The 15437-nt window shown below is 61.9% G+C and carries 13 protein-coding genes; 9 read left to right on the top strand and 4 right to left on the bottom strand.

All coding sequences use genetic code 11. The features are described from left to right. The first annotated feature begins 34 nt into the window (after positions 1-34). Positions 35-967: a LysR family transcriptional regulator gene (locus HS968_RS12375; protein ID WP_182371454.1), complete on the top strand. Its 933-nt coding sequence runs from the start codon at positions 35-37 to the stop codon at positions 965-967. Positions 968-1027: 60 nt separating this feature from the next. Here the strand turns inward: HS968_RS12375 and cysS are convergent, their stop codons facing one another. After that, positions 1028-2413 carry a cysteine--tRNA ligase gene (gene cysS / locus HS968_RS12370; protein WP_182371453.1) on the bottom strand — a complete coding sequence of 462 codons (1386 nt, stop codon included), beginning with the start codon at positions 2411-2413 and terminating at the stop codon, positions 1028-1030. Beyond that, positions 2413-4077, bottom strand: coding sequence for a glutamine--tRNA ligase/YqeY domain fusion protein (locus HS968_RS12365; RefSeq protein WP_182371452.1), 1665 nt, complete (start codon positions 4075-4077; stop codon positions 2413-2415). Before HS968_RS12365 ends, cysS begins: the two co-directional genes overlap by 1 nt. A gap of 159 nt (positions 4078-4236) precedes the next feature. Here HS968_RS12365 and HS968_RS12360 point away from each other — a divergent pair, with 159 nt between their 5' ends. Both HS968_RS12360 and lpxH read left to right on the top strand, forming a co-directional pair. Next, complete coding sequence (locus tag HS968_RS12360) at positions 4237-4734, top strand: peptidylprolyl isomerase (protein ID WP_179625108.1); 498 nt, start codon at positions 4237-4239, stop codon at positions 4732-4734. Positions 4735-4738: 4 nt separating this feature from the next. Beyond that, positions 4739-5482, top strand: a complete 744-nt coding sequence (lpxH, locus tag HS968_RS12355; protein ID WP_182371451.1) for a UDP-2,3-diacylglucosamine diphosphatase — start codon at positions 4739-4741, stop codon at positions 5480-5482. A 139-nt stretch (positions 5483-5621) separates the two neighbouring features. On the opposite strand, the gene miaE is transcribed toward lpxH, so the two are convergent. Then, positions 5622-6302, bottom strand: coding sequence for a tRNA-(ms[2]io[6]A)-hydroxylase (gene miaE / locus HS968_RS12350; RefSeq protein ID WP_119691146.1), 681 nt, complete (start codon positions 6300-6302; stop codon positions 5622-5624). Between the two features lie 157 nt (positions 6303-6459). Here miaE and HS968_RS12345 point away from each other — a divergent pair, with 157 nt between their 5' ends. Continuing rightward, positions 6460-7323 (top strand): universal stress protein, encoded by an 864-nt coding sequence (locus HS968_RS12345; protein ID WP_182371450.1) that lies wholly within the window; start codon positions 6460-6462, stop codon positions 7321-7323. Positions 7324-7407: 84 nt separating this feature from the next. On the opposite strand, the gene HS968_RS12340 is transcribed toward HS968_RS12345, so the two are convergent. Then, the gene (locus tag HS968_RS12340) at positions 7408-7884 is read right to left on the bottom strand and encodes a DUF1289 domain-containing protein (protein ID WP_119691144.1); all 477 of its coding nucleotides are present in this window, start codon (positions 7882-7884) and stop codon (positions 7408-7410) included. Between the two features lie 557 nt (positions 7885-8441). Between HS968_RS12340 and acnB the strand changes: the two genes are divergently transcribed. The 5 genes from acnB to HS968_RS12315 all read left to right on the top strand — a co-directional run bounded on the left by acnB (position 8442) and on the right by HS968_RS12315 (position 15395). Beyond that, positions 8442-11051 (top strand): bifunctional aconitate hydratase 2/2-methylisocitrate dehydratase, encoded by a 2610-nt coding sequence (gene acnB, locus HS968_RS12335; RefSeq protein ID WP_182371619.1) that lies wholly within the window; start codon positions 8442-8444, stop codon positions 11049-11051. Positions 11052-11354: 303 nt separating this feature from the next. Further along, entirely contained in the window at positions 11355-12554 is a 1200-nt protein-coding gene (locus tag HS968_RS12330) for a CmpA/NrtA family ABC transporter substrate-binding protein (RefSeq protein ID WP_182371449.1), read from the top strand. Between the two features lie 18 nt (positions 12555-12572). Next, the gene (locus HS968_RS12325; RefSeq protein WP_182371448.1) at positions 12573-13151 is read left to right on the top strand and encodes an ANTAR domain-containing response regulator; all 579 of its coding nucleotides are present in this window, start codon (positions 12573-12575) and stop codon (positions 13149-13151) included. Between the two features lie 128 nt (positions 13152-13279). Further along, positions 13280-14509: an alanine transaminase gene (gene alaC / locus HS968_RS12320; RefSeq protein ID WP_119691139.1), complete on the top strand. Its 1230-nt coding sequence runs from the start codon at positions 13280-13282 to the stop codon at positions 14507-14509. Between the two features lie 163 nt (positions 14510-14672). Continuing rightward, the gene (locus HS968_RS12315) at positions 14673-15395 is read left to right on the top strand and encodes a lysophospholipid acyltransferase family protein (protein ID WP_182371447.1); all 723 of its coding nucleotides are present in this window, start codon (positions 14673-14675) and stop codon (positions 15393-15395) included. The last annotated feature ends 42 nt before the right edge of the window (positions 15396-15437 follow it).

Here is a 15437-nt window from a genome sequence, read left to right as displayed (position 1 = left end):
TCTTCAGTCGATACCAATGGTTTATGGAGTGCCCATGGAAACCCTCAGCAGCATCGAGTGCTTCGTCCGCACCGCCGAGGCAGGCAGCTTCGCCGAAGCCGCGCGGCGCTTGGGCCTGACCCCGGCAGCCGTTGGCAAGAACGTCGCACGCCTGGAGTCCAACCTCGGCGTACGCCTGTTCCTGCGCAGTACGCGCCGGCTGACCTTGACCGAAGCCGGCGAACGCTTTCTGGCGGAAGTAAGCGGCGGCCTGGCGAGCATTCAGGGCGCGGTGGCGAACCTGGCGAGCAGCCAGGGGCAACCTGCGGGTACGTTGAAGGTGAGCATGGGTATGGCCTTCGGCCGCGACTACATCCTGCCGCACCTGAGCGATTTCCTCACACGCTACCCGGCGATCACCCCGGACTGGCACTTCGACAACCGTGCCGTAGACCTCATTGGTGAAGGCTTCGACGCGGCCATCGGCGGCGGCTTCGAATTGCCTCCCGGTGCGATTGCCCGGCAACTGGCGCCTGCCCACCGGGTGCTGCTGGCAGCTCCGGCCTATCTCGCCAAACACGCGCCCATCGCGCGACCGGAGGATCTGACGCAGCATGACGGCATTCTCATCCGCTCGCCGCAGACGGGTCGCGTGCGCACTTGGCCACTGCGTACGCGTGACGACCAACAAGCCACCCTCGAACTGAAGCAGCGCATGACCATGAACGATCCCGATGCGGCTTGCCATGCCGCTCTGCAAGGCCTTGGCATCACCCTGGTCAGCACCGTCCACGCGCTGCCCTATCTGCAACGCGACAGCCTGCAGCGGGTATTACCGGACTGGTACGTCGACACCGGCAGCCTGAGCCTGTACTTCAGCGCGCAGAAGCTGCTGCCGGCCAAGACCCGAGTATTCATCGACTTCATCGTCGAGCGATTTCGTGAACACCGCTGGGTGGAGCGTTTCGACGCTCGCCAACGCCGCTAGCAGCCCTCCCAGAAACGACAAAGGCCGCTATCCAGCGGCCTTTGTCGTTCAGCGCAGCACTTACTCGGCTAGACGCCAGGTGGTGCCGCCCTTACCGTCTTCCAGCACCACGCCCATCGCAGTGAGCTGGTCGCGGATACGGTCACTTTCCGCCCAGTTCTTGTCGGCACGAGCCTGCAGGCGTGCGGCGATCAGCGCATCGACCTCCGCGGCATCAACCTTGCCGGCAGCGCCCGCCTGAAGGAAGGCTTCCGGCTCCAGTTGCAGCACGCCGAGCACGCTGGCCAGTTGCTTGAGCTGGGCAGCCAGGCCGGCAGCGGCCTGCACGTCCGACTCACGCAGGCGGTTGACCTCACGAATCATCTCGAACAGCACCGCGCAGGCTTCCGGCGAGTTGAAGTCGTCGTCCATCGCCGCGCCGAAACGCTCGACGAACGCCTCGCCGCCAACAGGCGTGGCTTCCGGCAGGCCTTTGAGGCCGTTGTAGAAGCGCTCCAGGGCGCCCTTGGCTTCCTTGAGGCTCTCTTCCGAATAGTTGATCGGGCTGCGGTAGTGGCTGGATACCAGCAGGTAGCGCACCACCTCCGGGTGGTACTTCTCCAGCACCTCACGAATGGTGAAGAAGTTGCCCAGGCTCTTGGACATCTTCTCGCCATCCACGCGCACGGCGCCGGCGTGCATCCAGGCATTGGCGTACTGCTTACCAGTGGCCGCCTCGCTCTGTGCGATCTCGTTCTCGTGGTGCGGGAACACCAGATCCGGGCCGCCGCCATGAATGTCGAAGGTCTCACCGAGGCAGCAGGTGGACATCACCGAGCACTCGATATGCCAGCCCGGGCGCCCTGCGCCCCAAGGCGACTCCCAGCTCGGCTCGCCCGGTTTGACGCCCTTCCACAGGACGAAGTCCAGCGGGTCTTCCTTGGCCTCGTCGACCTCGATGCGCGCACCGATCTTCAGGTCTTCGATCTTCTTGCGCGACAGCTTGCCGTAGCCAACGAACTTGCCGACGCGGTAGTACACGTCGCCATTACCCGGCGCATAGGCATAGCCCTTGTCGATCAGGGTCTGGATCATCTGGTGCATGCCGGCGATATGGCCGGTGGCACGCGGCTCGATGTCCGGGCGCAGCACGGACAGGCGCGCCTCATCCTCATGCATCGCCGCGATCATGCGCTCGACCAGCGCCTCGAACGGCTCGCCGTTCTCATTGGCGCGCTTGATGATCTTGTCGTCGATGTCAGTGATATTGCGCACGTAGGTCACGTCATAGCCGCGCTGACGCAGCCAGCGGGTGACCACGTCAAAGGCAACCATTACCCGGGCGTGACCGATATGGCAGAAGTCATAAACGGTCATGCCGCACACGTACATGCGCACGCTGTTACCGATCAGCGGCTTGAACGGTTCCTTGACCTTGCTGAGCGTGTTGTAGATCGACAGTGCCATTACTGACCCCACGAATCGCGCAGCGTGACGGTACGGTTGAACACCGGCTTACCAGGCTGCGAATCCTTGTCCAGGCAGAAGTAGCCTTCACGCTCGAACTGGAAGCGGTCGTCAGCGCTGGCCTTGGCCAGGGATGGCTCAGCGCGGCAGCCGGTGAGCACCACCAGCGACTCGGGATTGATGTTGTCGAGGAAGCTGCCGCCCTCTTCGCTCTTCTCAGGATTGGCCGAGCGGAACAGGCGATCGTATAGGCGTACTTCGCACTCGACGCTCTCGGCGGCCGGCACCCAGTGGATCACGCCCTTGACCTTGCGCCCTTCGGGGTTCTTGCCCAGGGTATTCTCGTCATAGCTGCAGCGCAGTTCGACGATATTGCCAGCAGCGTCCTTGATGGCTTCATCGGCGCGAATCACGTAGCTGCCACGCAGACGTACTTCGCCACCCGGGATCAGGCGCTTGAAGCCATCCGGCGGGGTTTCCTCGAAATCACTGGCGTCGATGTAAATCTCGCGGGAGAACGGCAGCACGCGAACGCCCATGTCCTGCTTGGGATGACGCGCCAGCTCCAGGTTCTCGACCTGGCCTTGCGGATAATTGGTGATCACCACTTTCAGCGGCTTGAGCACGCACATGGCGCGCGCGGCATTGGCGTCCAGATCATCGCGGATGGCGAACTCGAGCATGCCGATATCCACCAGGCCGCCGGCGCGGTTGACGCCGATCATGTCGCAGAAGGCGCGGATCGAAGCCGGCGTGTAGCCGCGACGGCGGTAGCCGGACAGCGTCGACATGCGCGGGTCGTCCCAACCATTGACGTGACCTTCATCGACCAGTTGCTTGAGCTTGCGCTTGCTGGTGATGGTGTAGTTCAGGTTCAGGCGGGCGAATTCGTACTGGCGCGGCTGCGCAGGCACCGGCAGATTCTCCAGGAACCACTCGTACAGCGGGCGATGATCCTCGAACTCCAGGGTGCAGATGGAATGGGTGATACCCTCGATGGCGTCCGACTGGCCGTGAGTGAAGTCGTAGCTCGGGTAGATGCACCACTTGTCACCGGTCTGGTGGTGATGGGCGTGGCGGATGCGGTAGAGGATCGGGTCGCGCAGATTGATGTTCGGTGAGGCCATGTCGATCTTGGCGCGCAGCGAACGGGCGCCATCGGGGAACTCGCCGGCCTTCATGCGGGCGAACAGGTCGAGATTCTCTTCGACACTGCGCTCACGGAACGGGCTGTTCTTGCCCGGCTCGGTCAGGTTGCCGCGATACTCGCGCATTTCTTCGGCATTGAGGTCGCAGACGAAGGCTTTGCCCGCCTTGATCAGCTCGATGGCCCAGGCGTGCAGTTGGTCGAAATAATTGGAGGCGTAGCGCTCCTCGCCGGCCCACTTGAAGCCCAGCCACTCGACATCGGCCTTGATCGCGTCGATGTATTCCTGGTCTTCCTTGGCCGGGTTGGTGTCGTCGAAACGCAGGTTGCACTGGCCACCGAACTCTTCGGCCAGGCCGAAGTTCAGGCAGATGCTCTTGGCATGGCCGATGTGCAGGTAGCCGTTGGGCTCCGGCGGAAAGCGGGTCACGATCTTGGCGTGCTTGCCGCTGTCCAGGTCAGCCTGGACGATGGGACGCAGGAAGTTAGCAGCTTTTTCGACGGTAGGCTTGCTCATGGTGTCCTTAACAATACTGGCGCGGCACAGGGTAGGCCGCTTCGGGCAAAGTCCGTATCATAACCAACCTGTCAAGCCCCTGACAGGGTGCACGCCACCTTGGCAAGCGCTGTTCACCCCGAGCCATCGGCTCGAACCTGCCCCATCACGGATACGATCATGATCAAACTGCACACCAACCACGGCGTCATCACCCTGAACCTGTTCGCCGACAAGGCCCCGGAAACTGTGGCCAACTTCGAGCAATACGTGAAGGAAGGCCATTACGACGGCACCATTTTCCACCGCGTGATCGGCAACTTCATGATCCAGGGCGGCGGTTTCGAGCCGGGCATGAAGCAGAAGCCAACCCGCGCACCGATCAAGAACGAAGCCAACAACGGCGTGGCCAACAAGGTCGGCACCGTCGCCATGGCTCGCACCATGGAGCCGCACTCGGCCAGCGCGCAGTTCTTCATCAACGTCGCCGACAACAGCTTCCTCAACCACAGCGCACCGACCGTTCAAGGCTGGGGCTACGCCGTATTCGGTGAAGTGGTCGAAGGCATGGACGTGGTCGAGAAGATCAAAGGCGTCGCCACCACCATGAAATCGGGCCACCAGGACGTACCGGTCGACGACGTGATCATCGAGAAGGCTGAAGTCGTAGCCGAGTAAGTCGATGATCCTGCTGATCTCCGATCTGCACCTCGAAGAGAAACGCCCGGATATCACCCGGGCGTTTCTGCTTTTTCTCGCCACCCGCGCGCGCCAGGCCGAGGCGCTGTACATCCTCGGCGACTTCTTCGAAGTCTGGATCGGCGACGATGGCATGTCGCCCTTCCAGCATGAAATCGCCCGCGCCCTGCGCGAGCTGAGCGATGCAGGCACGCGCATCTACCTGATGCACGGCAATCGCGACTTTCTCATCGGCAAGCGCTTCTGCAGCGAGGCGGGCTGCACTTTGCTGAGCGATCCGCACAAGGTGCAGATGGGTGGCGAGCCGGTGCTGCTGATGCACGGCGACAGTTTGTGCACTCTGGACGTCGGCTACATGAAGTTGCGCCGCTGGCTGCGCAACCCGCTGTCGCTGCTGATCCTACGCAATCTGCCGCTGAGCACCCGGCAGAAGCTGGCGCGCAAGCTGCGCAACGAAAGCCGCGCGCAAACGCGGATGAAGGCCAGCGACATCGTCGATGTCACGCCCGAGGAAGTTGTTCGGGTAATGGCCGAGTACGGCGTGCGCACGCTGATCCATGGTCATACCCACAGACCGGCCGTGCATGAGCTGCACGTCAATGGCCAACCGGCACGACGCATCGTGTTGGGGGACTGGGATAGTCAGGGCTGGGCGTTGCAGATCGATGACAAAGGATTCAACCAGGCGCCGTTCGAGCTCACGCCTGCAAACGCCTCCAAACCGTAGCCCATAAACGGTTGTAGGAGCGGCTTCAGCCGCGAAAAGCCACGATGTAGGGCGGGTGAAACCCGCCATTTCCCTCGCGGCGGGTTTCACCCGCCCTACCCGTCTATTGCAGTGTTCGCGGCTGAAGCCGCTCCTACAATTATTGGAAAACCGCTTCGCGGCTGCTTTCTGCAGGCACACCGCTGTGGAAACGGAATTGCTCATCCGGCGTAGTGATCAGTTCCTGCTCCACCGCGCGTACCACCTCGATACGTGCATCCACGTCTGCTGCGTCACCATACAGATAGGCGAGCTTGAGATAACCCCGGTAGTGGCGCCCTTCGCTCTCCAGCAACCCGGCGTAGAACTTGGCCAACTCCGCATCCAGGTGCGGCACCAGCGCGGCGAAACGCTCGCAGGAGCGTGCCTCGATGAAAGCGCCGACCACCAGCACATCCACCAGCCGCTCCACTTCGCCACCACGCAACAGTGCGCGCAGGCCAGCAGCGTAGCGGGAAGCGGACACATGGCGCACCTCGATGCCACGCCCGCGGATGATCTTGCTCACCTGCTCGAAGTGCACCAGCTCTTCACGGGCCAAACGCGACATTCTCGCGGTCAATTCGGTCTTGGTCAGGTAGCGCCCCATCAGGCTCAGGGCCGTCTGCGCCGCCTTGTATTCCAGGTTGCGATGGTCGAGCAGAAGAATCTCCTGCTGACGCAAGGCCTCTTCCAGCCAGGCATCAGGGGTGGCGACGCCGCCGAGAAACTCGAGAATTTCCTGCAGGATCGATACAGGTTCCTCACTGTTACTCGGAACATGCTGGGCAGTTGACATCATATTTGAAGCGCTCTCGGTGCTGGCCAGGTTGCCAATGGCGGGCCATTATACGAGTGGCAAGCAGGACGACCAGCACGCCGTTGATACAGGTCAACAAGACCTGGTGAATGGCACGCCTATAGTTGAATCAATGCCATTGATTTTCAGGGAGCCGACCATGCAAGCGATTCGAAGCATTCTGGTAGTAGTGGAACCACAACACCCGGAGGGCCTCGCACTCAAGCGGGCCAAGCTGATAGCCGGCGTCACTCAATCCCAATTGCACCTGCTGGTGTGTGACAAGAAAGCTGATCACAGCGCCTGGCTCAACGACCTCAGCAGCGTTCTGAACGAAGAAGGTTATGCCACCTCCACGCAGCAGGCCTGGCATGACAATCCGCACCAGACCATCATCGCCGTGCAACAGGCTGAAGGCTGTGGCCTGGTGATCAAGCAGCACGTTCCTGACAATCCATTGAAGAAAGCCATCCTTACTCCGGATGACTGGAAACTGCTGCGCTACTGCCCTGCCCCCGTCCTGATGGTCAAGACCGAATCGCCCTGGACCGGCGGCAATATCCTCGCAGCCGTTGACGTCGGCAACGCCGATGGCGAGCACCGCACGCTGCACGCCGGGATCGTCAGCAATGGCTACGACATCGCTGGCCTGGCCAAGGGCACGCTGCACGTGGTCACCGCCCATCCGACGCCGATGCTGTCAGCGGCCGATCCCACCTTCCAGCTCAAGGAAACCATCGAAGCGCGCTATCGCGAGCAGTGCCGCAGTTTCCAGGCCGAGTACGACATCAGCGACGAACGCCTGCACGTCGTCGAGGGGCCTGCCGATGTAATGATCCCGCATATAGCTCAGCAGTTGAGCGCCGCCGTGACAGTGATCGGCACCGTGGCTCGCACTGGCATCTCCGGCGCACTAATCGGCAATACCGCAGAAGTGGTGCTGGATTCTCTGGAAAGCGACGTGCTGGTGCTCAAGCCGGACGACATCATTGCGCATCTGGAAGAACTGGTGGCGCAACGTTAGAACGTAGGGTGCGCCGTGCGCACCAGCGGTTTGACCGACCCCGAAGCGGTGCGCCCAGCAGCGCACCCTACGGGTCATCGCCTCTCACACGCGAACTTCCAATCCTTCACGCAGGAATTTCGGCGCGATGTAGCGCTCGTAGTGCGCCTCCGAGAGCAGGAAGAATTCGCGGTCGATGGCGTCACGCAGTGACGGCAACGCCCAATTGCGAAATTCAGGCAGCACCACCATGCCGTATGCCTCCAACTGATTGATCATCCGCGCGCCACGCGCGATCAGTTGATAGGCCCAGCAGTAAGGCGACTGTTGCGGCACGAAACGAATCTGCCGCTGTTCCAGCTGACCCCGTAGACGCTGCTCGTCGAACACCTCGACCTTGGCCGTCATCACCTGCACCAGCAACACTTCCAGGCGCGTCCAGACGGCGCGCTTCTCGTCGTCGTTGTAGCTGTTCCAGTTGATCACCTCGTGGTGAAAGCGCTTGCAACCGCGGCAGACAACATCACCGTAGACGGTCGAGCACAGCCCCACACAAGGTGTCTTGATGCGCTGATTGGACATGACGAAACAACATAGACAGCAAAACGGCCTGGCATCTTAGCCCTTTGTCTAATTCAGTTCACCCCTGCCAACAGGCCGCAGAAAAACCACCTACGCTGGCCGCACTGCGTCAAAATGGCCTCAAAACGCTCATTTAGAACACCTAAACTGCGCTTTTTCAGCGCTTTTCGCAGGATCGCCATCGATATGGGCTTGCCGCGCCTACATTTTCAACGGCCTGTCGATACGGGGACATCGGCTTAACTTTATCCGCGCTTTCCATTAGAATCGGCCCGCCTTTTACGGCGCCAATGTCCGTTGGAAGCTGTTTTCAAAGCGTCACGAGCACAGTCGATCCTGCAGGTACGATGGCGGCGCAGCGTCTTGGAGTCCCCCCGAGCCCCTGCGTCAGCCCTCATCAGAAACCGTCCTGCCGGCGTAAAACTTTGAAAGCAGCTTCTACAAGAGACTCATGAAACCTCGGCTGATCGGCTCATAAAGTCGAAAAGCGCCCGGTTCATGGGTATCTGGATCGCGTCCCGGACAACCCTTTGGGACCACTGATGAGGGTAATAACTGTGCTTGAAGCCTATCGCAAACACGTAGCAGAGCGTGCCGCTCAGGGTATCGTGCCCCAGCCGCTGAACGCCGAACAAACCGCAGGCCTGGTCGAGCTGCTGAAAAACCCGCCGGCTGGCGAAGAAGAATTCCTCGTAGACCTGATCACCAATCGCGTACCGCCAGGCGTGGACGAAGCTGCCTACGTCAAGGCCGGTTTCCTCTCTGCCGTTGCCAAGGGCGAAGCCACTTCCCCGCTGATCAGCAAGCAGCGCGCCGTTGAGCTGCTGGGCACCATGCAGGGCGGCTACAACATCGCCACCCTGGTCGAACTGCTGGACGACGCTGCCCTGGGCGCCGTTGCCGCCGAGCAACTCAAGCACACCCTGCTGATGTTCGACGCCTTCCACGACGTTGCCGAGAAAGCCAAGGCTGGCAATGCCAACGCCAAAGCCGTTCTGCAGTCCTGGGCCGATGGCGAGTGGTTCACCAACAAGCCGGCCATTGCCGAGAAATACAGCCTGGCTGTATTCAAGGTGCCTGGCGAAACCAACACCGATGACCTGTCCCCTGCCCCGGACGCCTGGTCGCGCCCTGACATCCCGCTGCACGCCCTTGCCATGCTGAAAATGGCTCGCGACGGCATCGTGCCGGAGCAACAAGGCGCCATCGGCCCGCTCAAGCAGATCGAAGAGATCAAGGCCAAGGGCTTCCCGGTCGCCTACGTCGGTGACGTGGTCGGTACCGGTTCTTCCCGTAAGTCCGCCACCAACTCGGTGCTGTGGTTCTTCGGCGACGACATCCCGTACGTTCCGAACAAGCGTGCTGGCGGTTTCTGCTTCGGCTCCAAGATCGCCCCGATCTTCTACAACACCATGGAAGATGCCGGCGCCCTGCCGATCGAGTTCGACGTGTCGAACATCAACATGGGCGACGTGATTGACGTCTACCCGCACGCTGGCAAGGTCTGCAAGCACGGCACCGACGAGGTCATCACCACCTTCGAACTGAAGACCCCGGTGCTGCTCGACGAAGTCCGCGCTGGCGGCCGCATCCCGCTGATCGTCGGCCGTGGCCTGACTGAAAAGGCTCGCACCGAGCTGGGCCTGGGCCCAACCAACCTGTTCAAGCTGCCTGAAGCACCTGTCGACACCGGCAAGGGCTACACCCTGGCGCAGAAGATGGTCGGCAAGGCCTGCGGCCTGCCGGAAGGCAAAGGCGTTCGCCCAGGCACTTACTGCGAACCGAAGATGACCACCGTCGGTTCCCAGGACACCACTGGCCCGATGACCCGCGACGAGCTGAAAGACCTGGCGTGCCTGGGCTTCTCCGCTGACCTGGTCATGCAGTCGTTCTGCCACACCGCGGCCTATCCGAAGCCGATCGACGTCACCACCCACCACACCCTGCCGGATTTCATCCGCACCCGTGGCGGCGTGTCCCTGCGTCCGGGCGACGGCATCATCCACAGCTGGCTGAACCGCATGCTGTTGCCTGACACCGTCGGCACCGGCGGCGACTCGCACACCCGCTTCCCGATCGGCATCAGCTTCCCGGCAGGTTCCGGCCTGGTGGCCTTCGCAGCTGCCACTGGCGTCATGCCGCTGGACATGCCGGAATCCGTACTGGTGCGTTTCAAGGGCAAGCTGCAACCGGGCATCACCCTGCGTGACCTGGTACACGCCATCCCCTACTACGCCATCCAGAAGGGCCTGCTGACCGTCGAGAAGAAAGGCAAGAAGAACATCTTCTCCGGCCGCATCCTCGAGATCGAAGGCCTCGACGAACTGACCGTCGAGCAAGCGTTCGAGCTGTCCGACGCCTCTGCCGAGCGTTCGGCTGCCGGCTGCACCATCAAGCTGCCGGAAAAGGCCATTGCCGAGTACCTGAAGTCGAACATCACCCTGCTGCGCTGGATGATCAGCGAAGGCTACGGCGATGCCCGCACCATGGAGCGTCGCGCTCAAGCCATGGAAGCCTGGCTGGCCAACCCGCAACTGCTGTCCGCCGACGCCGATGCCGAGTACGCCGAAATCATCGAAATCGACCTGGCCGACGTCAAGGAGCCTGTGCTCTGCGCGCCGAACGACCCGGATGACGCGCGTCTGCTGTCGACCGTTCAGGGCGAGAAGATCGACGAAGTGTTCATCGGTTCGTGCATGACCAACATCGGTCACTTCCGCGCTGCCGGCAAGCTGCTCGACAAGGTCAAAGGCTCCATCCCAACCCGTCTGTGGCTGTCGCCGCCGACCAAGATGGACGCTCACCAGCTGACCGAAGAAGGCTACTACGGCATCTACGGCAAGGCTGGCGCGCGCATGGAAATGCCGGGGTGCTCGCTGTGCATGGGTAACCAGGCACGTGTAGCGGCGAACTCCACCGTGGTATCGACCTCGACGCGTAACTTCCCGAACCGTCTGGGCGATGGCGCCAACGTGTACCTGGCCTCTGCCGAACTGGCAGCGGTCGCTTCGATCATCGGCAAGCTGCCGACCGTCGAGGAGTACATGGAGTACGCGAAGAACATCGACAGCATGGCTGGCGACATCTACCGCTACCTGAGCTTCGACCAGATCGCCGACTTCCGTGAAGCTGCGGCGAACGCCAAGATCCCGGTCGTTCAGGCCTGATCTAGCGTCGTAAAAAAGAGCCCCGCCCAGTGCGGGGCTTTTTTATGCCTGCCATCCTGTCGGCCGCCCTTCGCGCCATCACTGCGCAACGCCATGAATGGTTCCCGGCTCTTGTTACGCCGGCCTTCTGGCATATGCCTTGCTTCGTCACTTCGCACACAGCCTTTCCAACGGCGGAATGGCTTGATCGACAACGGCGTCGTATCGAATCCCGGAGCTTTTGCGCCTGGATCTGGTACGACGCTTTTTTATGGACAGCCGTCCATGAGCCCGAGTCTTTTGCGTGAACGGTAAGGAAGCAGCATGAGTGAACACGACACCCCACGTGACGACGCCCTGACCTGGGCCTGGGGCAGCGACGCCCCGGAGAAGAGCGTGCTGAACATCGGCTTCATGGCGCTGAGCGATTCCGCTTCGGTGATCGTTGCCGCGACCCAAGGCTTCGCCGAGAAATACGGCCTGAGCCTCAAGCTGCAACGCCAAACGTCCTGGGCAAGCTCGCGCGACCGTCTGCTCAGTGGTGAACTGGATGCCGCACATAGCCTGTACGGACTGATCTACGGCGTACAGCTGGGCCTTGGCGGCGCAGCGGCAACGGACATGGCCGTGCTCATGGGACTGAACCAGAATGGCCAGAGCATCAACCTGTCGCACACCCTGCAAGCCGCCGGCGTGACCAGCGGCGAAGCACTGCGCCAATATGTGCACCAGCATGAAGCGCGCTTGACCTTCGCCCAGACCTTCCCCACCGGCACCCACGCCATGTGGCTTTACTACTGGCTGGCCAGCCAGGGCATCCACCCGCTGCGCGATGTCGACAGCGTGGTGGTGCCACCACCGCAAATGGTCGAGCACCTGGAAGCCAAGCGCATCGACGGCTTTTGCGTCGGCGAACCCTGGACGGCCAAGGCAGTCGATGAACATCTCGGTTGTACCCTGACCACCATCCAGGCGATCTGGCCGGATCATCCGGAAAAGGTACTGGGCTGCACCCGTGCCTTCGTCGAGCAGAATCCCAACACCGCCCGCGCCCTGATCATGGCCGTGCTCGACGCTGCACGCTTCATCGATGAGAACGGGGAAAACAAACGCAGTACCGCCCTGCTGCTCAGCGGCAACGACTACGTCAATGCACCGGTTTCGGCCATCACCCCGCGCTTTCTTGGCCACTACCAGGACGGCCTCGGCAATGCCTGGCAGGACGAACATCCATTGCGTTTCCACGCAGGCGGCCTGGTCAACCAACCCTACCTGTCCGACGCCATGTGGTTCATGACCCAGTTCCGCCGCTGGGGCCTGCTGCGCAGCGATCCCGACTACCTCGGCGTAGCCCGCCAGGTGCAACAACTGGCCCTGTACCGCGAGGCTGCATCGGCGCTGGGCATGACGGTGCCGGGCGAGATGCGCAGCTCTATCCTGCAGGACGGCACCTGCTGGGACGGCAGCGACCCCGCCGCCTATGCCCGCAGTTTCCACCTGCATGCCCTGGCTGACAGCCTGTAACTGCCGGGAGAGCCATCGATGCTGCGTATCCTTTTGATCAATGACACCCCGAAGAAGGTCGGCCGCCTCAAATGCGCACTGATCGAAGCCGGTTTCGAGGTGATCGACGAGTCCGGCCTGACCATCGACCTGCCCGAGCGCGTGGAGGCGGTACGACCCGATGTGATCCTGATCGACACCGAGTCGCCCAGTCGCGATGTGATGGAACAGGTGGTACTGGTCAGCCGCGACCAACCACGGCCCATCGTCATGTTCACCGACGAACACGACCCCGGCGTGATGCGCCAGGCGATCCAGAGCGGCGTCAGCGCCTACATCGTCGAGGGCATCCATGCCCAGCGCCTGCAGCCCATTCTCGACGTGGCCATGGCCCGCTTCGAGAGCGATCAGGCGCTGCGCGCACAACTGCAGGCGCGCGATGCGCAACTGGCCGAGCGCAAGCGCGTGGAACTGGCCAAGGGCCTGTTGATGAAGATGAAGAACTGCAACGAGGAAGAGGCCTATACCCTGATGCGTCGCCAGGCTATGAGCCGCCAGCAGAAGCTGATCCAGGTGGCCGAGCAGATCATCGCCATGCACGACATGCTCGGCGGCTGACTGTTGCGCTACTCCGCTCGCTGACTGTACTGGACAGCGAGACGGCGGCGCGCGTATCTTCGCCGCAGGCTGCAGCAGTGGCCAACGTCGCTCGGACGGTTCCGGGCGCTCACGTATCCGAGGAAATCATGGCTGAGAACGCCAAGCGCCGCTTTGCGCGCATCGATCGTCTCCCCCCCTACGTCTTCAACATCACCGCCGAACTCAAGATGGCTGCACGCCGTCGCGGCGAGGACATCATCGACTTCTCCATGGGCAACCCCGACGGTGCGACTCCGCCGCATATCGTCGAGAAACTCGTGCAGGTCGCACAACGCGAAGACACCCACGGATACTCCACCTCTCGCGGTATTCCCCGCCTGCGCCGTGCCATTTCGCGCTGGTACAAGGACCGCTACGACGTGGAGATCGATCCGGAAAGCGAAGCCATTGTCACCATCGGTTCCAAAGAAGGCCTGGCGCACCTGATGCTGGCCACCCTGGATCATGGCGACACCGTACTGGTGCCCAACCCCAGTTACCCGATCCACATCTATGGCGCAGTGATCGCTGGCGCCCAGGTGCGCTCCGTGCCGCTGATCCCGGGCGTGGACTTCTTCGCCGAGCTGGAACGCGCCATTCGCGAATCGATCCCCAAGCCAAAGATGATGATTCTCGGCTTCCCCTCCAACCCCACCGCGCAATGCGTGGAGCTGGACTTCTTCGAACGCGTGGTGACCCTGGCCAAGCAGTACGACGTGCTGGTAATTCACGACCTGGCCTACGCCGACATCGTCTACGACGGCTGGAAAGCGCCATCGATCATGCAGGTACCGGGCGCCAAGGACATTGCGGTGGAGTTCTTCACCCTGTCCAAGAGCTACAACATGGCCGGCTGGCGTATCGGCTTCATGGTCGGCAACCCGGAACTGGTCAGCGCCTTGGCGCGGATCAAGAGCTACCACGATTACGGCACCTTCACGCCGCTGCAGGTCGCGGCCATCGCCGCACTGGAAGGCGATCAACAATGCGTGCGCGATATCGCCGAGCAGTACCGCCAGCGCCGCAACCTGTTGGTCAAGGGCCTGCACGAGATCGGCTGGATGGTGGAAAAACCCAAAGCCTCGATGTACATCTGGGCCAAGATTCCCGACGCTTACGCCCACCTGGGCTCGCTGGAGTTCGCCAAGAAGCTCCTGGCAGAAGCCAAGGTCTGCGTCTCGCCCGGTCTGGGCTTCGGTGATTACGGCGACGACCATGTGCGCTTCGCCCTGATCGAGAACCAGGATCGCAGCCGTCAGGCGCTGCGCGGCATCAAGGCGATGTTCCGGGCGGATGGATTACTGCCGGGCAAAACGGCCAAGACCGAGAACGAGTAAGAACAAAGGGCGCCGCAAGGCGCCCTTTCTGTTTGCTGTTTCGAGCCAGACAAGATCTGCGACAATTCTGGACGTTCGCCCACCTCAAGCAGCAGTTCCGGGCAATTGCCCGACAAAGTGAACGCCCGTACACTGCGCGCCCCTCCTCTGACGGTTTTCCCTCATGCTTTTCGTTTTGCGCATGCTGCTGATGGGCGTGCACTTTGTTGTGGCCGGTCTACTCGGCCTGTTGCTCGGCCTGTGTCGCCCATTCAACCCAGACAACAGTCGCCTATGCGCACGCCTCTATTCGCTCCCTGCCCTGTGCCTGCTGCGCCTGAAGCTGAATACCGATGTACGCCCACTGCTGGAGCACCAGCGCTCCTGCGTGATCATCGCCAACCACCAATCCAACTTCGACCTGTACGTGCTTGGCCGCGTGGTGCCGGAGCGCACCGTAAGCATCGGCAAGAAAAGCCTCAAATGGGTGCCATTCTTCGGCCAGTTGTACTGGCTGGCCGGCAACGTGCTGATCGACCGCAGCAATGCGGTGGCCGCCAAGCGCGCGATGCTGACCACCACCGAAACCCTGCGTAATCGCGACACCTCGATCTGGGTCTTCCCCGAAGGCACCCGCAACCAGGGCCGCGGCCTGCTGCCATTCAAGAAAGGCGCGTTTCAGATGGCGATAACCGCCGGCGTGCCGATCATTCCGGTGTGCGTCAGCAACTACGCCAAGTCCATGCGCCTCAACCGCTGGAGCAGCGGCCGCATCATGATCCGCTCGCTCCCGGCGATCCCGACCGAAGGGTTGAGCCTGGACGACATGCCCGCTTTGATGGAGCGCTGCCAGCAGGCCATGAGCGAGTGCATCAACAGCATGGATGCAGAGCTGGCAACGGCTTGAGGGAACATGCGGGTTGCCGTTGCGAAATCGCAGCCCGCATCA

Source organism: Pseudomonas berkeleyensis (assembly GCF_014109765.1).
Taxonomy (GTDB): domain Bacteria; phylum Pseudomonadota; class Gammaproteobacteria; order Pseudomonadales; family Pseudomonadaceae; genus Aquipseudomonas; species Aquipseudomonas berkeleyensis.
This window is presented reverse-complemented; position numbering and strand designations above follow the sequence as displayed.